At 28.3% G+C, this 21,322-nt stretch carries 22 protein-coding genes, 1 tRNA gene and 1 riboswitch; of the genes, 22 read left to right on the top strand and 1 reads right to left on the bottom strand.

The features are described from left to right. Positions 1–70: 70 nt before the first annotated feature. The 6 genes from IC758_RS08395 to IC758_RS08425 all read left to right on the top strand — a co-directional run bounded on the left by IC758_RS08395 (position 71) and on the right by IC758_RS08425 (position 10,211). The gene (locus IC758_RS08395; protein ID WP_227823796.1) at positions 71–1,801 is read left to right on the top strand and encodes a Na+/H+ antiporter NhaC family protein; all 1,731 of its coding nucleotides are present in this window, start codon (positions 71–73) and stop codon (positions 1,799–1,801) included. A 111-nt stretch (positions 1,802–1,912) separates the two neighbouring features. Further along, positions 1,913–1,993 (top strand) — tRNA-Leu (locus IC758_RS08400). A 658-nt stretch (positions 1,994–2,651) separates the two neighbouring features. Then, a riboswitch (glycine riboswitch) is annotated at positions 2,652–2,756 on the top strand. A 207-nt stretch (positions 2,757–2,963) separates the two neighbouring features. After that, positions 2,964–5,438, top strand: coding sequence for an aminomethyl-transferring glycine dehydrogenase subunit GcvPA (gcvPA, locus tag IC758_RS21220; RefSeq protein ID WP_255612882.1), 2,475 nt, complete (start codon positions 2,964–2,966; stop codon positions 5,436–5,438). Further along, the gene (gene gcvPB / locus IC758_RS08415; RefSeq protein ID WP_227482417.1) at positions 5,438–6,895 is read left to right on the top strand and encodes an aminomethyl-transferring glycine dehydrogenase subunit GcvPB; all 1,458 of its coding nucleotides are present in this window, start codon (positions 5,438–5,440) and stop codon (positions 6,893–6,895) included. The genes gcvPA and gcvPB overlap by 1 nt, the downstream gene beginning before the upstream one ends. A gap of 170 nt (positions 6,896–7,065) precedes the next feature. Then, positions 7,066–7,620 carry a DMT family transporter gene (locus IC758_RS08420; protein ID WP_227831086.1) on the top strand — a complete coding sequence of 185 codons (555 nt, stop codon included), beginning with the start codon at positions 7,066–7,068 and terminating at the stop codon, positions 7,618–7,620. A 233-nt stretch (positions 7,621–7,853) separates the two neighbouring features. Continuing rightward, positions 7,854–10,211: an HAD-IC family P-type ATPase gene (locus IC758_RS08425; RefSeq protein WP_227834542.1), complete on the top strand. Its 2,358-nt coding sequence runs from the start codon at positions 7,854–7,856 to the stop codon at positions 10,209–10,211. A gap of 96 nt (positions 10,212–10,307) precedes the next feature. On the opposite strand, the gene IC758_RS08430 is transcribed toward IC758_RS08425, so the two are convergent. Continuing rightward, complete coding sequence (locus IC758_RS08430; RefSeq protein WP_227433130.1) at positions 10,308–10,625, bottom strand: pyrimidine/purine nucleoside phosphorylase; 318 nt, start codon at positions 10,623–10,625, stop codon at positions 10,308–10,310. A gap of 284 nt (positions 10,626–10,909) precedes the next feature. Here IC758_RS08430 and IC758_RS08435 point away from each other — a divergent pair, with 284 nt between their 5' ends. The 16 genes from IC758_RS08435 to IC758_RS08510 all read left to right on the top strand — a co-directional run bounded on the left by IC758_RS08435 (position 10,910) and on the right by IC758_RS08510 (position 21,322). After that, positions 10,910–11,101 (top strand): response regulator, encoded by a 192-nt coding sequence (locus IC758_RS08435; protein WP_227834541.1) that lies wholly within the window; start codon positions 10,910–10,912, stop codon positions 11,099–11,101. 87 nt (positions 11,102–11,188) lie between these two features. After that, positions 11,189–11,422 carry a sigma factor-like helix-turn-helix DNA-binding protein gene (locus IC758_RS08440; RefSeq protein WP_227834540.1) on the top strand — a complete coding sequence of 78 codons (234 nt, stop codon included), beginning with the start codon at positions 11,189–11,191 and terminating at the stop codon, positions 11,420–11,422. Between the two features lie 148 nt (positions 11,423–11,570). Next, entirely contained in the window at positions 11,571–11,777 is a 207-nt protein-coding gene (locus IC758_RS08445; protein WP_227834539.1) for a hypothetical protein, read from the top strand. Between the two features lie 114 nt (positions 11,778–11,891). Then, positions 11,892–12,569, top strand: coding sequence for a Bro-N domain-containing protein (locus tag IC758_RS08450; protein WP_227834538.1), 678 nt, complete (start codon positions 11,892–11,894; stop codon positions 12,567–12,569). Between the two features lie 60 nt (positions 12,570–12,629). Continuing rightward, positions 12,630–12,851, top strand: a complete 222-nt coding sequence (locus IC758_RS08455; RefSeq protein ID WP_227834537.1) for a DUF2829 domain-containing protein — start codon at positions 12,630–12,632, stop codon at positions 12,849–12,851. A gap of 93 nt (positions 12,852–12,944) precedes the next feature. Further along, positions 12,945–13,232, top strand: coding sequence for a hypothetical protein (locus IC758_RS08460; protein ID WP_227834536.1), 288 nt, complete (start codon positions 12,945–12,947; stop codon positions 13,230–13,232). A gap of 74 nt (positions 13,233–13,306) precedes the next feature. Beyond that, complete coding sequence (terS, locus tag IC758_RS08465) at positions 13,307–13,990, top strand: phage terminase small subunit (RefSeq protein ID WP_227860878.1); 684 nt, start codon at positions 13,307–13,309, stop codon at positions 13,988–13,990. Next, the gene (locus IC758_RS08470) at positions 13,980–15,332 is read left to right on the top strand and encodes a PBSX family phage terminase large subunit (RefSeq protein ID WP_227860879.1); all 1,353 of its coding nucleotides are present in this window, start codon (positions 13,980–13,982) and stop codon (positions 15,330–15,332) included. Before terS ends, IC758_RS08470 begins: the two co-directional genes overlap by 11 nt. Continuing rightward, positions 15,332–16,855 carry a phage portal protein gene (locus tag IC758_RS08475; RefSeq protein WP_227860880.1) on the top strand — a complete coding sequence of 508 codons (1,524 nt, stop codon included), beginning with the start codon at positions 15,332–15,334 and terminating at the stop codon, positions 16,853–16,855. Before IC758_RS08470 ends, IC758_RS08475 begins: the two co-directional genes overlap by 1 nt. Before the next feature lie 12 nt (positions 16,856–16,867). Further along, positions 16,868–18,487, top strand: coding sequence for a hypothetical protein (locus tag IC758_RS08480; protein WP_227860881.1), 1,620 nt, complete (start codon positions 16,868–16,870; stop codon positions 18,485–18,487). Position 18,488: 1 nt separating this feature from the next. Then, positions 18,489–18,641, top strand: coding sequence for a hypothetical protein (locus IC758_RS08485; protein ID WP_227856101.1), 153 nt, complete (start codon positions 18,489–18,491; stop codon positions 18,639–18,641). A 69-nt stretch (positions 18,642–18,710) separates the two neighbouring features. Next, positions 18,711–19,037, top strand: coding sequence for a hypothetical protein (locus IC758_RS08490; protein WP_223195774.1), 327 nt, complete (start codon positions 18,711–18,713; stop codon positions 19,035–19,037). After that, the gene (locus tag IC758_RS08495; RefSeq protein WP_227860882.1) at positions 19,031–19,684 is read left to right on the top strand and encodes a phage scaffolding protein; all 654 of its coding nucleotides are present in this window, start codon (positions 19,031–19,033) and stop codon (positions 19,682–19,684) included. The genes IC758_RS08490 and IC758_RS08495 overlap by 7 nt, the downstream gene beginning before the upstream one ends. An 11-nt stretch (positions 19,685–19,695) precedes the next feature. Next, a complete protein-coding gene (locus tag IC758_RS08500; RefSeq protein ID WP_227860883.1) occupies positions 19,696–20,052 on the top strand; it encodes a hypothetical protein in 357 nt (118 codons plus the stop codon). Positions 20,053–20,076: 24 nt separating this feature from the next. Next, a complete protein-coding gene (locus IC758_RS08505; RefSeq protein ID WP_227860884.1) occupies positions 20,077–21,105 on the top strand; it encodes a major capsid protein in 1,029 nt (342 codons plus the stop codon). Positions 21,106–21,121: 16 nt separating this feature from the next. Next, positions 21,122–21,322, top strand: a complete 201-nt coding sequence (locus IC758_RS08510; RefSeq protein ID WP_227860885.1) for a hypothetical protein — start codon at positions 21,122–21,124, stop codon at positions 21,320–21,322.

The following is a 21,322-nucleotide window of genomic DNA, read 5'->3' on the forward strand; positions in this document are numbered from 1 at the left end:
GCTTTTTTATTTTATCATAACCCATAATACCCTATATAATTCACAAAATTAAAAAGAGAGGGAGATTTATATGAGAAATAAAAAATTTAACATTATTTTTCTGACGACAATTATGTTTATAATGTCAACTGTAATGGTATTTGCAGAGGAAGATATAGATACAATTGCACTGGCTAACGCAGAAAAATTTGGAATTTTAACTTTAATACCACCATTAGTTGCTATAATACTTGCATTTATAACTAAAAATGTAATAATTTCTTTATTGCTAGGAATTCTTTCTGGAAGTTTTATAATTCAAGTCAGTGGAGTTAATGTATTTGCTGCATTTATACAAGCGTTTTTAGACTTAGTAGATAGAGCTTTAGTATCTCTGTCAGACCCCTGGAATGCAGGGATAATACTACAAGTCTTAGCAATTGGGGGAGTAATAAATCTTGTTGCCAAGATGGGTGGTGCTAAGGCTATAGCTGAAGCACTTGCAAAGAGAGCAAAATCAGCTAAAGGTACACAGATTATAACTTGGTTTTTAGGTCTTTTAGTTTTCTTTGATGATTATGCTAATTCATTAATTGTAGGACCTATGATGAGACCAGTTGCAGATAAAATGAAAATATCAAGAGAAAAATTAGCATTTATAATAGATGCTACAGCAGCACCAGTTGCTGGGCTTGCTATAATATCTACATGGATAGGTCTTGAAGTTGGTTTGATACATGATGCTTTTGAAAGTATAAGTGTAGATGTTGATGCATTTGGCATATTTTTAAATACAATACCATTTAGATTTTATAACATATTAATATTAGCATTTATTGTAATTTCAGCGTTATTATTAAAAGAATTTGGACCAATGAGAAAAGCTGAAATAAAATCTAGAAGTAGAAAAATTGGTACAGACCTTGATGAAGGTGTTGAAGAGTTGGATGATTTAGCTCCAAAAGATGGAGTGAAATTAAGTGTATGGAATGCTATAATTCCAATAGGTACATTAATAGTAGTTGCACTAGCATCATTCTATTATAGTGGATATACATCTATAATGGGAGGAGAAGATAAGACTTTAATACAATTATTTACAAATTCGCCATATTCTTTTGAAGCAATCAAAGAAGCGTTTAGTGCATCTGATGCATCTAGAGCATTATTCCAATCTGCATTAGTTGCAAGTTTAGTTGCTATTATAATGGCTGTAGTTAAGAAGATTTTTACAGTATCAGAAGCAATTGATGTTTGGATAGATGGTATGAAAAGTTTAGTAATCACTGGTGTAATATTAATACTTGCTTGGTCATTAAGTTCAGTAATAAAAGAGTTAGGTACAGCTAAATTCTTGATACATTTATTATCAGGTTCACTGCCTCCATTCTTACTACCAAGTTTAATATTTGGATTAGGAGCAATAATATCTTTTGCTACTGGAACTGCTTATGGAACAATGGGTATACTTATGCCACTTGCGATACCACTTGCATATTCACTAAATCCTGACATGTCTTATGTAATAGTAAGCACAAGTGCAGTTTTAACAGGTGCAATATTTGGAGACCATTGTTCTCCAATTTCAGATACAACAATACTTTCTTCAATGGGAGCTGGATGTAATCATATAGACCATGTTAATACTCAAATGCCATATGCTATATTTACAGCAGTAATTACTATTGTATTTGGATATATACCAGCTGGATTTGGATTGCCAATATATATAGTATTGCCAGTTGCTATAGCAGCTGTATTTGTAGGTCTTCAAATTATAGGTAAGAGAGTAGATGAAGCAGAAATAGAACTTGCAGAATAAGGCTGTAAATGAATTTTACCTTTTATTATCATTATTTTGTTTATTTTTAGATAATTTAAAAAAGTTATTGAAAATAATAGCGAAATATAGTAAAATAAAAGAGTAATATAAGCGGATGTGGCGGAATTGGCAGACGCACTAGACTTAGGATCTAGCGCCATTGGCGTGGGGGTTCGACTCCCTTCATCCGCACTTTACAGTACTTAGTTGTGCTGAAAAAAAACTGGGGTTGCTGGCTTTCGGAGTGGGCTATCCCGTTTTTATTTTTTGATAAATAACTATATTAAATTAATAGGGATACCTAATGATAGGAATTTGCTATATTGTTATTTTTAGAAAACTTGTAAAAAAGCTCAATAAGTTCTTTTTGTTATACAAAAATAAAATTACATATACAACATTTAAAATGTATGTAAATAAAGGTATAAAATTTTATAGCAATGTATTTTAAAAGTATAAAATGATTAAAATTTTAAGAAATATTCAAATCACATAACCATTCAATAGTTGTAATTCTATTAAAAATATTCTATTTTAAAAATCTTATTTTTCACAAGTTTAAAATTGTAAACGATTTCATCAAGTGTATGAATATACTTTTAACATGTTATAGTAAATCTCGATACAAATTTACATTTGGTTCTTTGTGTGTTATTTTAATAATAAATTAAGTGAAAATGTTATTTTGCATTAATATATAATATGTTTGCAGAAGAGTGAATAATATAAAAGAGAAATAATTGATAATAAAAACTTAACAAAAAAATTAATACATAAAAAAAAATAAATATAATGTGTTGACATTTGATTTAAATATTCATAAAATAAAATTGAAAATAAATATTTCCAAGTGAGATTAGCGAGAGAGACCTTTATACAAAAAGGCGCCGAAGAAGAAATTTAAGAAATGCCAATTCTTAGAGAAGCTTTCAGGCAAAGATATCGCTAATTGATGGGACTCTGGAGAGACTTAAGTTAAATACTATAAGTCACCGAAGAAGCAGAATAATATTAAATTATTAAATCTTTCAGGTATACAAACAGGGATATATAGGCTAGGATTATTTCCTATGCTTATATATTTTTTTTTATGGGAAAATACAGGACATAATGGCGAAGTTGCTTAAATAGAATAAGTTTAGTTTTATAGGGAGGGTTATATATGAATGAATTAAAAAGAGTACCTTTGTATAATACACACAAAGAGCTTGGTGCAAAGCTTGTTGAATTTGCTGGTTGGGAAATGCCTTTAGAATATGAAGGAATAAACAAAGAGCATGAAATGGTTAGAAAAAGTGCAGGTATATTTGATGTATCTCACATGGGAGAGATAGAAGTAAAAGGAGTAGAATCAGAAAAATTTATACAAAATCTAGTTACGAATGATATAAGTGTATTAAAAGTCAATGACATCATATATACACCTATGTGCTATGAAAATGGTGGAGTAGTTGATGATTTATTAATATATAAGTTTGGGGAAGAAGATTATTTGTTAGTAATAAATGCAGGAAATATAGACAAAGATGTTGCATGGATAATGAAGCAAAGTGAAGGGTATAAAGTAAATATAAAAAATATATCTAATGAAGTTTGTCAATTAGCAGTTCAAGGACCTAAAGCAGAAAAAATTCTTCAAAAAATCACGGACATAAATTTAGAATCAATAAAATTTTATAAGTCAATGCCAAAAATAAAAGTATCTGGATACTCTTGTTTAGTTTCAAGAACAGGATATACTGGAGAAGATGGTTTTGAAATATATTGCAAAAATGAACATATAAAAGCAATTTGGGATGAAGTCCTGAAAGTTGGAGGAGAAGATATATGTCCAGCTGGTCTAGGTTGTAGAGATACTTTAAGATTTGAAGCAGCTCTACCTCTATATGGACATGAGATAAATGAACACATATCTCCACTTGAAGGAGGATTATCTGTTTTTGTAAAAGTAAATAAGGAATCATTTATTGGCAAATCAATCTTAGCAGAAGAAAAAGAAAATGGGATTAAAAGAAAATTAGTAGGATTTGAAATGCAAGGTAAAGGGATGCCTAGAAATGGATATGATATAAAAGTTGGAAATAAAACAGTTGGTTTTGTAACTACTGGGTGTGCATCTCCAACAACAGGAAAAATCTTAGGAATGGGAATTATAGATGCTGAATATGCAAAAGCAGGAAATGAAATAGGTATAGCAATTAGAAAAAAAGTTGTTCCTGCTATAACAGTTAAGAAGCCTTTTTATAAAAAACAATATAAAAAAGATAATGTTGTAGTAAATAAAGAAAATAAATTTTCATATATACCTGCCACAAATGAAGATAAGGAAAAAATGTTAAAAGTAGTTGGATTAAACTCAGTTGATGAATTATTTTCAGATATACCAGATGAACTAAAATTAAAAAGAGATTTAAATCTAGATAGTGGAAAATCTGAATTGGAAGTTAGTAAAATAGTAAAAAGATTGTCAGAGGAAAATTTAAGTCTAGAAGATTTAACTTGTTTTCTTGGAGCTGGTGCATACGACCATTATATACCATCAATTATAAAGCATATAACTTCAAGGTCCGAATTTTATACAGCATATACTCCATATCAAGCAGAAATAAGTCAAGGAACTTTGCAAGTAGTGTTTGAGTTCCAATCTATGATTGCAGAAATTACTGGTATGGAAATTGCAAATGCATCAATGTATGATGGAGCGACTGCTGCAATAGAAGCATGTATAATGGCAATGAATCAAACTAGAAAAAGTAAAATAGTAGTATCAAAAACTACACATCCAGAAACTTTATCAGTACTAAAAACTTATTTACAATATAAAGATTGTGAAATAGTAGAAATTGATTTTTGTAATGAATATGGAACTACAGATATAGAAAAATTAAGAACTTCTGTAGATAAAGATACAGCATGTGTCCTTATACAAACTCCTAACTTCTTTGGGATTATTGAAGAGATGGAAGAAATAGAAAAAATAACTCATGAAAATAAAGCCATGTTAATTATGAGTGTTGACCCAATATCATTAGGTGTTTTAAAAACACCAGGTGAAATAGGAGCAGATATTGTTGTTGGAGAAGCTCAATCACTAGGAAATCCTCTTAATTTTGGAGGTCCTTATGTAGGATTTTTGGCTAGTAAATCTAAATATACAAGAAAAATGCCTGGAAGAATAGTTGGGCAAAGTTTAGATACAGAAGGGAAAATTGCATATGTATTAACTTTACAAACTAGAGAGCAACATGTAAGAAGAGAAAAAGCAACTTCTAATATATGTTCAAATCAAGCTCTAAATGCTCTTGTAGCATCAATATACATGGCTACTATGGGTAAAGAAGGATTTAAAGAAGTTGGTATGCAATCAATGAAAAAAGCACACTATGCTTATAATAAACTTGTGCAAACAGGAAAATACAGACCTATATTTAAAGGCAGATTTTTTAAAGAATTTGCAGTACAAGGAAATTATAATATAGACACTATAAACGATAAACTTTTAGAAGAAAATATATTAGGTGGTTATAATTTAGAACACAATTATCCAGAATTAAAAAATTCAACTTTACTTTGTGTAACTGAAAAAAGAAGTAAAAATGAAATAGATAAGTTAGTTGGAATAATGGAGGGGTTATAATGAAAGAATATAATAGTTTGTTGATAGATATATCTAAAAAAGGTAGAAAAGCATACTCACTTCCAGAATTAGATATAGATGATATAAAAATAGAAGATATGATTGACCCAACTATGGCTAGACAAAATGAATTAAACTTACCAGAAGTTGGTGAATTAGAATTAGTTAGACATTATACTTTATTGTCAAATAAGAATTTTGGTGTTGATACTGGGTTTTATCCTTTAGGTTCTTGTACAATGAAATATAACCCTAAAATTAATGAAGATATGGCAGCACTTCCAAACTTTACTGGAATGCATCCATATCAATCTTCAGATACAGCACAAGGGTCTCTTGCTCTTATGTATGATTTATCAAATAAACTTGCAGAAATTACAGGTATGGATGAAGTGACACTTCAACCTTCAGCAGGTTCACATGGTGAATTTACAGGTCTTATGCTTATAAAAGCGTATCATGAAAATAGAGGAGACTATAAAAGAACTAAAGTAATAATTCCAGATTCTGCACATGGAACAAATCCAGCAAGTGCAGCTATGGCGAATTTTGATGTAATTCAAATAACGTCTGATAAAAATGGTGCTGTAGATATAGATGCATTAAAAGAAGTTTTAAATGGTGAAGTAGCAGCCCTTATGCTTACTAATCCGAGTACTCTTGGGCTATTTGAAAAAAATATAAAAGAAATAGCTGACCTTGTACATGAAGCAGGTGGTCTTTTGTATTATGATGGTGCAAACATGAATGCTATTATGGGAATAACAAGACCAGGAGATATGGGATTTGATGTAGTCCATCTTAATCTTCATAAGACATTTTCAACTCCTCATGGTGGCGGTGGTCCAGGGGCTGGACCTGTTGGAGCAAAAAAAGAGTTAGTGTCTTTTTTACCAATTCCAATAATCGAAAAACAAGAAGATAAATATGTATTAAACTATGATAGACCAAAGTCTATTGGAAAAATTAAAAATTTCTATGGAAATTTTGGAGTCCTTGTAAGAGCTTACACATATATATTGACAATGGGAAGAGATGGACTTAAAGAAGCTAGTGAAATGGCAGTTCTAAATGCTAATTATATAAAAGAAAGTATAAAAGATGATTATATTTTACCAATAGACACTTTATGTAAACATGAGTTTGTATTAGGTGGATTACCAAGAGGAGAAGCAAATATAAAAACTATTGATATAGCAAAGAGATTGTTGGATTATGGATATCATCCTCCAACAATGTATTTCCCTCTTATTATAAATGAAGCACTTATGATAGAGCCTACAGAAAGTGAGAGTATAGAAACATTAGATAGTTTTATTGAAGCTATGAAGAATGTCGCCAAAGAAGCTAAGGAAGAGCCAGAATTACTAAAAACTGCTCCACATAATACTTTAGTTAAAAGAGTTGATGATGCAAGAGCAGTGAAAAAGCCTATATTAACATGGTCACAAAGATAAGTAATTAAAATAATAAATAATTTAAATATACAAAAACTTTGTATTTGTATTAAAAAGCTATCTAAACTATTTTAAATTAGATAGCTTTTTTGTATATATGTTGACATACATGGTATGTACTGTTAAAGTTTTTTATATATTACTAGAAAATGTAAGGATTTAAATCCCTCTTGATTTTATGTATGTTTCAACCATTTCTATATTTTATGCTTGAGACATTTGGAGTTAAGTATACATCTACATCAGAAGTTGGAGTTATGATATCTATGATACCAGTAGTTACAGGGATTATGGGAATTATATTTTTAAATGAAAAAATGAACTTAAAACAAGTAGTGTGTATCGTAATTGCAGTTTTTGGAGTTATAATAGTAAATTTACAAAATACAGGTAATCAAACAAGTAGTATGCTTGGAAGAATAATGATACTTGCGGCAGTAATTTGTGCAGGTGCATATGGTGTATATGTAAGAAAATTATCTAAAAGTGAATTTACACCAATTGAAATAACAGCAGCAATGCAACTAATTGGAACAATATCATTTACATCAATATTATCAAATATCGCTACGGTAGTATCTATATTTGCAGGAGTATTTTTACTGAATGAAAAGTTCAATTTTTATAGTATTGTAGGAAGTATGCTTATAATAATTTCAGTTATAGGAATGATTATATATGGTAAAGGAAAACATGAAGATTTGGAAATTGAATATACAAACTAGTTTTATTTTATAGGGAATAAACCTATTTATTCTTTTAACTTAATTTAAACTTAATAAGAATATATCGAAATTCATAAAAAATTTAGGAAATCTTAAGAATTATGATATTTAAATCTTTAGATTTATGTTTTATTATATAAACTACAATAAGATATATTAAACTAAATTAGAATTTTACAATATATTTATAGATATTACTATTAAAGAAAAAGTTAAGTTGAAAGGAGTATAATATGGATAAAGTTAACTTAAAAAGATATAATTGTGATATAAATGTTGGATTAAACAGTGAACAACTTAAAAGTAGAATAGAAGACAATTTAATTAATGTATTTGACAATGGAAAAACTAAAACATACAAGCAAATTTTTAAAGATAATATATTTACACTTTTTAATCTTATAAATATTGTTTTAGTTTGTTTGCTAGTTTCAGTTGGCTCTTTTAAAAATACCTTATTTATATTTATTGCTGTAATTAATACTATTATTGGTGTGATTCAAGAAATAAGAGCAAAAAGATTGTTGGACAATCTATCTGTTATAGTATCAAGCAAAGTATCTGTTATAAGAGAAAAAGAGAAAATAAAGATTGATGTTCAAGAATTAGTGCTAGACGATATTATGATTTTAAAAACAGGAAATCAAATTTGTGCTGATTCAAAAGTTTTAGAAGGAAATTTAGAGGTAAATGAATCTCTAATCACAGGAGAATCTGATATTATTGTAAAAAGCAAAGGTGATTTTTTATATTCTGGTAGTTTTGTAGTTTCTGGAGATGCATTTGTAAAAGTTGAAAATATAGGAAAAGATAACTATGCAAATAAGATAGCTAGTGACGCTAAAATTTCCAAGAAACACAATTCTCAACTCAGAAATTCATTAAATGCAATATTAAAAGTTGTTGGTGTAATAATTATTCCTTTAGGAATTATATTGTTTGTAAAACAACATTTTGGAAATGGAGATTCTATAGTAACATCTGTAGTAGGTACTGTGGCAGCTGTAAATGGAATGATACCAGAAGGATTAACTCTGCTTACAAGTATTGCCTTAGCTGTTGGGACAATAAAACTTGCAAGCCACAAGACTTTAGTTCAAGAATTATATTGTGTAGAGACTCTTGCTAGAGTTGACACATTATGTCTTGATAAAACAGGTACAATTACAGAAGGTAAAATGCAAGTTGATGACGTAGTAATGCTTGAAAAAGTTGATGTAAATGAGATTATGGGAAATTTGTGTAATTCTCTTAAAGATGATAATGCGACATTAAATGCTATAAAAGATAAATATGATATTTCAGATACGTATAAAGTTAAAAATTTGATTCCATTCTCATCAGCAAGAAAATACAGTGGTGTTGTTTTTGAAAATGAAGGTACATACTTAATAGGAGCCTTTGAGTTTATTTTTAAAGATAGATATAAAGACTTAAAAATAGAAATTGAAAAATATTCTAAAGCAGGAAATAGAGTAATAGCTTTAGCTCATAGTAACTCTTACATGGAAGATAATAAGATACCTGAAGATATAAAACCGCTTGCTTTTATATTGATATTAGATAAAATTAGGAATGAGGCTAAGGAAACTTTAGAATTTTTTTATAATGAAGGTGTAGATATAAAAATTATATCTGGAGATAATCCAATAACAGTAAGTGAAGTAGCAAGAAAAGCAGGTCTTAAAACAGCTAATAGATTTATTGATGCAACAACACTTAAAAATGATAAAGACATATACGATGCTGTTGATAAATATAGTGTTTTTGGAAGAGTAAGCCCACAACAAAAGAAACAAATGATTGTAGCATTAAAACAACAAAATCGTACAGTAGCAATGACAGGAGATGGTGTAAATGATGTGTTAGCACTTAAAGAAGCTGACTGTAGTATTGCAATGGCATCTGGAAGTGATGCTACCAAAAATGTTTCTAATTTAGTTTTATTAGATTCAAATTTTGCATCCATGCCAAAGGTTGTTATGGAGGGGAGAAAGGTAATCAATAATATTCAAAGAGCATCTTCTTTGTTTTTAGTAAAAACAATCTTTTCATTCTTCTTATCACTATTAACATTATTTTTCTTTAGTAGACAGTATCCATTTGTGCCAATTCAATTATCATTGATTGGAGCTGTAACAGTAGGTATACCATCATTCTTTTTAGCTCTTGAGGCAAATAGAAGTAGAATTTCAGGAAATTTTTTACTTAATATATTAAAAAATGCTTTACCAGGAGCATTATGTGTAACATTAAATGTAATTATTGTTTACAATATAGTCGAATATTTAGGTTATAGTTCAAGTGTATTTTCCACAATGTGTGCTATATTAACTGGTATATGTGGTCTTTTAATACTAAGACAGCAATGCTTGCCATTTAATAAAGAAAGATTATTTTTAATTGTAAGCATGACCATAGCATTTGTTATTGGGATTCTATTTTTAGGTGGATTATTCTCATTTGTAGCTCTAAGTAAAGAGCTAATCCTTATAACTATGGTATTAGCAGTGTTAATGCCGATTATGATAAAAGTTATGTTATTTGTATTAGATGAGATACTAGACACAATAGTTCCAGATTTAAACTAATTTGAGCAATATAAAAAAAAGAGCAACTTAATATTAAATATAGTTGTTCTTTTTTTATTTACATTAAATTTTATATAAGAATATCATATATATTTATTAATCAGCTATGTATGAACAGCAATAATCAACAACTTCATTAACTTTTAAATCAAAACTTGAATCAGAAGGAACATTAAATTTTTGACCTTCTTTATATGTCACAAATTCATTGCTTCCAGGTAGTTTTACATCCATGCTTCCAGCAAGCATTTCCATTATTTCTTCTTCTCTAGTAGAAAAAGTATACTCTCCAGGTAACATCAATCCTAAAGTTTTTCTTTCTCCATTAGGAAATATTATTACTCTACTACTTACTTTACCATCAAAATAAACGTTTGCTTTTTTTACTGCAGTAACATCTTTAAATTCACTCATTAGACAAATCCTCCAAAATTATTTACTCATATATATTATATAGAAATAATATAAAAATTGCTATATATTTACAAATAAAATTTAGTATTTATAAAAAAAATTAATAAAGATAAAATAAGAAAAAATTCATATTTTTATTATATTGACTTCGCAATTTTATAAATATAATATGAAAAGTACTTAGGAGAAGTACCATATGCTACACATCAAAAACATAAAGATAGTGTATAATCTAAATATGTTATACAATCTAAAGTTTATAATTATAGAAAGAGGGGATAAGCTTGTCAAAGAGAATATTGGTCATAGAAGACGATATAGATATCCAAAATATAATAAAAACATTTTTAGAAAATGCAGATTATACTATCATAACAGCAAATAATGGTCTTGATGGAATTGAAAAGTTTAAAAAGCAACAATTTGATTTTATTAGACATACTGATGCCAAAAATAGATGGCTTTGTAGTTTGTGAGATTATTTAGAAGAAAATTTATCTGATTTTGAAGATGAAGAGTTATATATTTTAAGCATTAAAAAAAGTAAAACAAGAACTATTATTATGATAGCTCATATAGATTCAGCATTAAAAACTTTAAAGTTAAGACAAGAGAGATTACAATCATATGAAAAATATAGAGCATTGGAGCTTTACTATTTTGATGAAAAAACTTATGAAGAAATATCAGAAATATTAAACTGTGGAGTAGTTACATCAAGACGTTGGGTTAATGAGATGATAATAGAACTTGGTATATATTTATTTGGTGTAGATGGCTTGAAATTAACTGTTTGATAAATACATGATAAAAAGATGATATTTTAATGATATTTAACCCCTGTTATAATGGTAGTATGAAACAAGTGTATAATATATCCCCTTGAAAAAGACTAAGTTACCCCGACTTAGTCTTTTTTAATTTGTAAATAAGGAGAATAAAAACATGAATGATTTAAGAGAAAAGATAATAAAAGAATTAGATGAATTTAATATAGATGCTGATGATGAATTCTTAGATTATGGAGTTGAATATGTTGAGAGTTTTATAGGAAAAAGTGCTATTAGTGAAGATTTATTGATAAGAGGAGTAGTGCTTACAGCAAATTATATAGTAAATATGAAAGCAAAAGATAGAGCGAATAAGACTTAGATTAATTTCTAGGTCTTTTTTAATGCAATTTTTAATCCCTTATATTGAGGGGTCGAAAATAAGGGTGCTCAAACTGAATATCCTTTATTAATAAATAATTTAGGAGGTAGTAGTATGTTGAAAATTTTACAAGAGAAAAATGTAAGGATGATATGGTCAAAAGATGGAGAAGACGTTTGGTTTCATGCTGGAGATGTAGGAGAGGAATTAGGCATAGTAAATATTCATGACACATTAAGAAATATAGATAGGGAATATAAAAAGAAATTTAAGGATTCAGATGTCGGAGTTTCCGATAACCGAAATTTTAAAGCTAAGTTGAATAATCGTGGAGAAGTCTTTGTCACAGAAGAAGCTGTGTACAATATGTCATTTAGAAGTAATAAAGCAGAAGCAAAGTTATTTACAAAATGGGTTACAAAAACGCTTAAACAAATTAGAATACATGGTTATTATATTGCTACAGAAAAAGACCAAGAATGGCTGGAGATAAGAACAGAAGGTAAAAAGGTAAGAAAAGATTTTACAGATGAAATACAAGAGTTTGTTTATCATGCTACTAGTCAAGGAAGTAATAAACCTCAGATGTATTATAAACATTTTACTGAACTTGTAAGAAAAAAATTAGGTATACCAAAGGGTGTAAAAAGAGATGAGTTAAATCAAAGTGAACTGTTTGATATACAAGCACTTGAAAGAATTATCTCTATGAAATTGCCTAAGTTAATAGATAAAGATATGAATTATAAAGAAGTATATAAAAAGATTAAGGAATTAATAGAAATGATTTAAAGTGACTATCTTGATGGATGGTCTATTTTTATACAATAAATTAAGGAGGAGAGAAAAATTATGAAATTTGAAGAAGTATTACCATTATTAAAAAATGGAGAAAAAGCATTTAGATTATGTTGGAATGGAAAAGGAATGTATGTGCAAATGGATAAAGGCGGAAATTATGAGTTTTCAGAAATTTATCCATTCTTTGTAATAAAAAACACATTAAATTCTTTTAATACATGGGTTCCAAGTGTAAGTGATATATTTGCAGAGGATTGGGAAGTAATAAGATAAAAGGAGAATAATAGAATTATTTTGTAGTTGCCAAACGATTGTTGAAGGATATTGACCTTTGAAGTTGAATTTTATACTTTGGAGGGGATTAATATGTACACTAAAAAAATTAAAGAAACAGATATTATTGATGTTTGTGGTAAAAAATATGTAGGAATTAAAGTTAATGAAGGGCAGCTAGAAGTATTAAAACTAGAATTAATGAATGAATATCTTGACAGACCCCCATTTATGATAATAAGTGGAGTACAAATTAGAAATAATATTGGAACAAAGGATAGACCAGATATATATAATAAATTCAATATTTTAATACAGTCTAGTGAAGAAAATCTAAAATTAGCAATTAATACTATTAACAGAATATTAAATAAGTTATAGACTAATGATAAAAAAAGAACTCTAACCAGGGTTCTTTTTTTATTCCCAAAACGACAAACAAACGAGGTGGTGAGGTGCAAGATGTGAAAGAAAAAGTAAAACAAGATTACCTAAAAGGTATGAAACAAAAGGAAATCTCAGCAAAATATGGCATTAGTTTAAATACTTTAAAATCATGGATTAAGAGATGCAATTGGGCTATTGAGAAAAAGAAGAGTGCATCTAAAAATAAAAGGGGTGCACCCATAGGTAATAAAAATGCCACCGGACCTCCCGGAAATAAGAACGCTGAAAAATTTGGTTTCTTCTCAAAATATTTACCCGAAGAAACTAGGGAATTGATACAAGAAATATCCATAAAAGATAAATTCGATATTCTTTGGGAACAGATAACCATTCAATACGCAGCAATAATAAGAGCACAAAAGATAATGTATGTAAAAGATAAAGAAGAAATGATTAAAGAGTTAAAGAAACATGAAAGCACAGAAAATGGCGAGAAGATAGAGTATGAATTTCAATTTGCATGGGATAGGCAAGCATCTTTTCTTAATGCACAGAGTAGAGCTATGAGTGAGTTAAGGAGTCTTATAAAGCAATATGATGAAATGATTCATAAGGATTGGAATTTGGCTACAGAGGAGCAGAAAAATAGAGTTGAAAAGTTAAAATGTGAGGTTGATAACCTGAATAAAGATGATACAGATAAAGAGATAACTGTAAGAGTTATGAAAGCGAGTGGAGAAAATGGAAAGTAAATTTATATCAAATGACCACTTTTATGATTTTATATTCAATTGGGATTACAAATTTTATTTTCTTGTTGGAGGATATGGAAGTTCAAAGAGTTATCATGTAGCAACTAAATTAATCATTAAGCTTCTTGAAGAAAAAAGAAAAGCTTTAGTGGTAAGAGAAGTATATGACACAATGAGAGATAGTTGTTTTTCTCTATTAGAAGAAGTTGCAGAAAGTATGGGTTTAGGAGATATATTATCATTTAAAACGAGTCCTATGAGAGTTATATTTCCAAATGGAAGTAAGATAATTTTTAAAGGAATGGATAATCCAGCTAAATTAAAATCAATAAATGGTGTATCTATAATATGGTTGGAAGAATGTTCAGAAGTCAAATACACTGGCTTTAAAGAACTCTTAGGACGTTTGAGACATCCTAGTCTATCTAATCATATAATTTGTTCAACTAATCCAATTGGCGAAGATAACTGGACCTATAAACATTTCTTTAGAGATGAAGAAAAAGACAGGTTTGTATTAGATGATACTGTGTTATATAAAAATAGAATAGTAATAAAAAATAATACATATTATCATCATTCAGTTGCAGATGATAATTTTTTTCTGCCAAAAAGCTATATTGAACAGCTTGATGAAATGAAAGAATATGACTATGACTTATACAGAATAGCAAGAAAAGGAAGATTTGGTATAAATGGAACTAAAGTATTACCACAATTTGAAGTTATGGAACATCAAGAAGTTATAAATAAAATATCTAATATACCACAAAGGTATTATAAAGTTGGATTCGATTTTGGATTTGAAAAATCATACAATGCACTTTTAAGATTAGCTATAGACCATGAAAACAAATATTTGTATATCTATTGGGAGTACTATAAGAATCAAACTACAGATGATGTGACTGTTAAAGATATTAAAGAGTTTAAAGATACTCAAGAACTAATAAAAGCTGATGCTGCTGAACCTAAAACTATAAAATATTTTAGACAACAAGGTTTTAATATATTTGGTGCTAAGAAATATGCTGGAAGTAGACTACAAAATACTAAGAAGGTTAAGAGACTTAAAAAGATTTATTGTTCAAGTGAGTGTAAACATACAATAAAAGAGTTAAAGAACCTAACATACGCTACAAATAAAAATGGAAACTTAATATATGATGAATTTAATATAGACCCTCATACATTTAGTGCTATATGGTATGCACTTGATGGTTATGAAGTGTCAGATATTAAGGAGTTAAAATATAATAATGATATTTACAATAAAGGTTTAGGATTGAAGAAAAATAATATACCAAATCAGTATAACAAGAAGGGAGGGGCTGTATTTTAGTGAGTATAAAAAATATCTTGCTTAATTTGGATGAAAAAGAATTAAAAGATAGAAAATATGCAGAAAGAGATTTCTTGTTTTATTTAGGTGAATGTAGAAATAAAACAATGGGATTATTAGATGATGATTTTCTAGGTCAAAGTTGGATTACTTTTGATAATTTAGACTATACACCTTCTCAGATTATAGATAATAAGGTAAAACCACTTATAAATAAACAAGCTCGTTTTATGTTTGGAAAAGAACCAACTATAATACTTAAAGCATATGAGAAAGAACATAAAGAAACATGTGAGGAATTAAGACAATATATTGATTCAATATTAAATGCCAGTAAGTTTTGGAGCAACACACTAAAAGCTTTTAAGATAGCAACTATAACAAAAAGAGTTTTATTAAGATTAGAAGCTGAACCAAATCAACCTATAAGGCTATTTTATCATTCTATAGATGATTTTAAATATCAAGTTGATAGTAATGACATTACAAAATTAAAATCTGTTATATTTGTTAGATTTGATGCTTCAACCATAAAAGAAGTAATAGCGAACCAAATATGGTATAGATATACTTATTACATGAAAGAAAGTAGTGTTAATAACCAAGAAAGTTGTTTTTTAAGAGTAGAAAAATTTAAAGGTGATAATTTATCTAAGCCTATTGAAGTAAAAGAAAGTGATACCAAGCTTTCTAAAATACCATGTTGGATAATTGTTAATGAACAAAGTATTACAAATATCACAGGCATTAGTGATATTGAGGATTTAAAGCCATTACAAGATACTTATAATAAAAGATTATCAGATTTTAATGACTCTTTAAAATTTCTAATGTTTGGGCAAACTGTTGTAGTAGATGCGACAGAAGAAACAGTTAATGCTTGTAAGATTGCTCCGAATGCTTTAATGGCATTAAAAACACTTGAAGAAGGTTCAGAAAAAGGAAAACAAGCACAAGCATATAGAGTTGAGAGTAGTTTTTCAAATGCAGACCCAGTCGACTCCTTTTTTAAAAGACTTGAGGATAGTATGTACGAAAAACTTGCAATCCCTAGACCAGAGCAATTACAGAATATACCTAGTGCCAAAGCTTTGAAATATTTATATACAGAACTTATTGCAAGGTGTTCAGAAAAGTGGAATGATTGGGAACCTGCAATAAGAAGTATGTTAAGACTAATCGTTGAAGCATGTAGTAAATTTAATTGTTATGATGATTGGAATCATGATTGGGATGATTTAATATTTTCTATTGTATTAAATAAAAATTATCCTATTCCAGAAGATGAAGAAGATTCAAAGAGATTGGCACTTGAAGAAGTGAACAATAATGTTAGAAGTCATAGAAATTATATAAAAGAATTTGGTGATGATGAAGATTATGAGGAAGCATTTAATGAAGTATTAGAAGATAATGAAAAGATACAATCAGTAGAGCAAGACCAGTTCAGAAAAGACGCAGAAATAGAAATTGATAATATTGATGAAGAATTAAACAATGAATCTGATAATAGTGGCAAGTAATGAGGTGTTGTTATGAAGGACAATGCTTATACAAAAAAGGTTCTAGAGGCTAGAAAGAAACTTTTATTATTAGATAAAAAAGTACAATTAGAGATATTAAATGTATATAAAGATGCCAGTAAAACTATTTTAAGTGATATTGCTAAAAATAAAGAGTTAAATCTAAGTACTAAATACTTAAAAAAACTAAATAAATCAATCGAGAAGTATATCAATGAGTTAAATCAAAGAATAGTACCTGTTGCAGAAAAAAGTATAATAGAAGCTTCTAATATAGCTAAAGAATTACAAATGTATTACTATCAATCAATAGTTCCAAATACATCTATGAACCTTGCATGTGATGCTATGTGTATAAAGACAACTACTAGTGTAGTGGAAAAAATGGTAACAGGTAATTTTTATAAAGATAAAAGATCATTAGATAGTAGAATTTGGGGCTATAGTAATAAAAATAGAAAAGATATTGATAGATTAATAAAAGCTAGTGTTGCAAGAGGTGCTAATGCAAAAATTTTATCAAAGAGCTTAGATAATTATGTTAATCCAGCTAGAAAAACAGAAGCTAAAACGCTAGAAGTTGGAATGAATAAAAGTATATCTTACCAAACTCAAAGACTTGCTAGAACCTCTATAACACATGCTTTTGTAGAAACAAGTGTTCAAAATGCGATAAATAATCCTTTCTGTGTGGGGTTACAATGGAACCTAAGTTCTCAACATTATATTAGACAAGTGAAATGGAGGGGCGAGGATGAATGTGACGAGTATGCAGAACAAAATCGTTTTGGTCTAGGTGAGGGAGTTTTCCTACCCGAAAAGTATCCTATTCCACATCCAAATTGTCTTTGTTATCCAGTTCAAGTGATTGTACCAATTAGTGAAGCTTCTAAAATGATGAATGATTGGACAACTGGTGGAGATAATGATATTCTTGATAGTTGGTATAATGGAGCAGTACAACAAAATAATAGTGTTCCACTTATTAAGAAACAAAGAAATAAAAAGAATAAAATAGCTACAAATAGTAAAGATGATAGAATTAAAAAGAACATTACTAATTCAATCAAGAATAAGTCAAATAAATCACCTAAGCATGTTCAAAAATATATTAATAAGTATGTAAAATCAAATAAAATAATAATAGATAATAATCAAAAAATACCTTTTATTTATTATACTAAGGTTGATTTAGTTAGTATTAATCCAAATATCAAGGAATTTAAGTCTTATAATAAAGAAGCTGCCCTGCTTCATGAGTTTGCACATAGAATTGATATAAAAGAAATTAAGAGCTATAATAATATTAAGTTTCAAAAAGCTATTGAAAGTAGCTCTATATATGTTATGAAGAATATTGAGAACTTGCAAAGTATATATATTAATTCTAATGAATTGTATAATAATGAATTTATTAGTGATATACTAGGAGCATTATCCAATAATGAGTTTGAGGATTTATTAGCAACTCATAGTGAAAAATATTGGAGTAAAAACAGAAATAAAGAGAAAGAAATATTTGCTAATTTATTTACACTAAAGTATCAAAATAATAAAGAAATAAATAGTTTTATTAAAGAACATTTAAATGATTTGGATAAAATATTTAATGAATTGTTAGGAGGGATTTAGATTGCTTGAAGAAATGAGAAAAGATAAAAAATTATTAGAGCTAAGACGATTATATAAAGAGAAGTATGGTAAAAATGCACCTGGCTTTAACTATGATGAATATAGTAGTTATGCTGAATACAAAGAAAAGTTAAAAGAATTAATACAAAAATAAAGTAAGCACTTATTAATTAAATGTTAATGAGTGCTTTTATTATGTTTAATTATAAGGAGGGCATAAAGTATGGATTTAGAAGAAGAAAGAATAAAATCAGTAGTAAGAGAATCTAAAGAAATAAATTGTTTACAAGGAAAATTAAATAATGAAAAGAAAGAAAAAAATGTTTTAAGGAAAGAGTTAGAGTTATATAAATTGAAATCTCTTTGTAATCCAGTAGTAGATTTTTTAAGAGAAAATTATAATTCTCATTATACATTAATAATAAGTGAAAATATAATAAAACTTGTTTCAGATGAAATATCAATACCTAATATGTTTGATTTAAATCTTGTAACAAATGAAGTAGTAAAAAATTTACAAAAATCATTAAAGGAGGGAATTGAATGTTAGAGTATTTTAAAAAGTTACTTGGAGATGAAGAAGGACAAAAAGTTTATGAAAAATTATCTAAAGATAAAGAAAATAAGCTTCTTTTAGACAATATTAAAAACTCTAAGTATGTTGAAAAGGCAGAGTTAGAAAATGCTAATAAAGAGATTAAAGAGTATAAAAAGCAAATAGGGGATAGAGATAAGCAATTAAATGACTTGCAAGGCAAAGTTAAAGACAACAAAGAATTATCTGATGAAATTGAAAGTCTTAAAAATGCAAATAAAGAAATTAAAGAAAATGCAGAAAAAGAAATTGAGGTTTTAAAATTCAATACAGCTCTTGAAAGGGCTATTGAAAGTTATAATCCTAAAAATGCAAAAGCTTTATCAGCATTAATAAATAAGGAAAATATCAACTTTGTAGATGGCAAAATTATTGGATTAGATGAACAGATAAAAGCTTATCAACAAAGTGATTCTTATTTATTTAATAATGAAAAAAATAAAGGAGATGATGAAAATGTAGGAACTGGAGGACTAGAAGGAGGAACAACATCATTACTTGATAATGATAACGAAATAAGTAGTATAGGTGAGTTGCTAGCTGACTCTAAAGTAAAAAGTGAAAATATAGAAGCTCAAAAGAAATTCTTTGGAGAAGAATAGGAGGAAAATATATGAGTATAGAAAAATCTGAGATTTACATGGGGGAAAATAAAACCATATTAAAATTTGCAGGAAATTTATTTCAAAATATAAATATTAAAGTGAAAAAAACTGATGTAGTTGTAGTAGATGGAAAAAGAATTTTAAAAGCAGGTACATTAATATCAAAAGATGGAAAATTAGTAGATGGTACAACTGTTACAAATGATAAAGCTTTTGGTCTAGTATATAGAAATATAGATTTTACTCATTCAAATGGTAATGAAAGTATTCCAGTACTAATATTTGGATTTGTGGATGAAAAGACCTTGCCATCAGTTATACCAGAAGAAGCAAAACAAGCAATGAAAATGATTATGTTTTTATAAAATAAAATATTAGGAGGAATTAAAATGGATTGGAAAGACTTTATAGACTCTAAGGAGATAGCTAAATATATAAAAAAATTACCACTAGAAATGTTAATAGGCGAATCTTTGTTTCCAAGAAAAAAGCAAATAGGTATGGACCTAAAATATATTAAGGGAGCGAAGAAAAAACCAGTGGTGTTAAAACAAAGTACTTTTGATGTTGCTGTAAAAATAAGAGCATTAAAAGCTCAAATAGAAGTTAAATCAAAGAGAATGCCGTTTTTTAAAGAGAGTGTTCTTGTAAATGAAGAAGATAGACAACAGTTACTTTTAGCTTCTAAAGCTCAAAACAAAGAACTATTATTAATGATAATTTCACAAATATATGATAATTATTTAGCCCTTGTAGATGGTGGCGATATGCAAATGGAAAGAATGAGAATGCAAGCTCTAGCTGATGGAGTAATAAATATAGTATCAGAAGATGGAGATTTAGTATTTGACTTTGAAGTTCCAAGTAATCATAAAGAAGTGTTAACTGGAAGTGCAACATGGGATAATCCAGATGCAGATATTATAGGAGATATTCAAAGATGGATGAGAATAATGAGAGATGAAGGGAAGCCGTTACCTAAGCGAATGGTAATGACAAGTAAAACCTTTGGGTATTTTGCTAAAAACAAAGCTATTAAATTGGATATAGACAAAGATGGTAGAGTTATCTTAACTGATGAAATGATTAAAAATTATCTTAAAAATAAAGTTGGTTTATCTGTTGCCATAGTAAGTGGAACATATAAATTAGAAGATGAAAGTGAGGAATCTTATTTCCATGACAACAAAATAACTTTTATTCCAGACGGAGATTTAGGAAAAACTTATTATGGAACAACACCAGAAGAAGCTGACAAAGTATATGGTTCTAAATTAGATTGTTCTGTTGTTAGAACTGGTATTGCTATAACAACAATGAGATTAATTGACCCAGTAACAGTTCAAACTAAGGTATCACAATTAGGTATGCCAAGCTTTGAACGTGCTGATGAATGTTTCTTTGCTACAGTAGCATAATTAAGGGGTGATAGTTATGGCTAAAAAGAAAGATAATTTAATGCAAGTAAAAGCTTTGGTTTACTTAAAATATGATAATGACTGTTATAAACTAGATGATGTGTTTGAGATTAGAAAAATTGACCAAGAACTCATGGAAGAAAAGGGCTATATAGAAGTAATAGGAGAAGCTGAGGAAAAGAGTAATAATGAGATTCTCAACAAAGATGGTGAGTAG

Origin of the sequence: Clostridioides sp. ES-W-0016-02 (assembly GCF_020641035.1) — a bacterium.
Classification (GTDB): Bacteria; Bacillota; Clostridia; order Peptostreptococcales; family Peptostreptococcaceae; genus Clostridioides.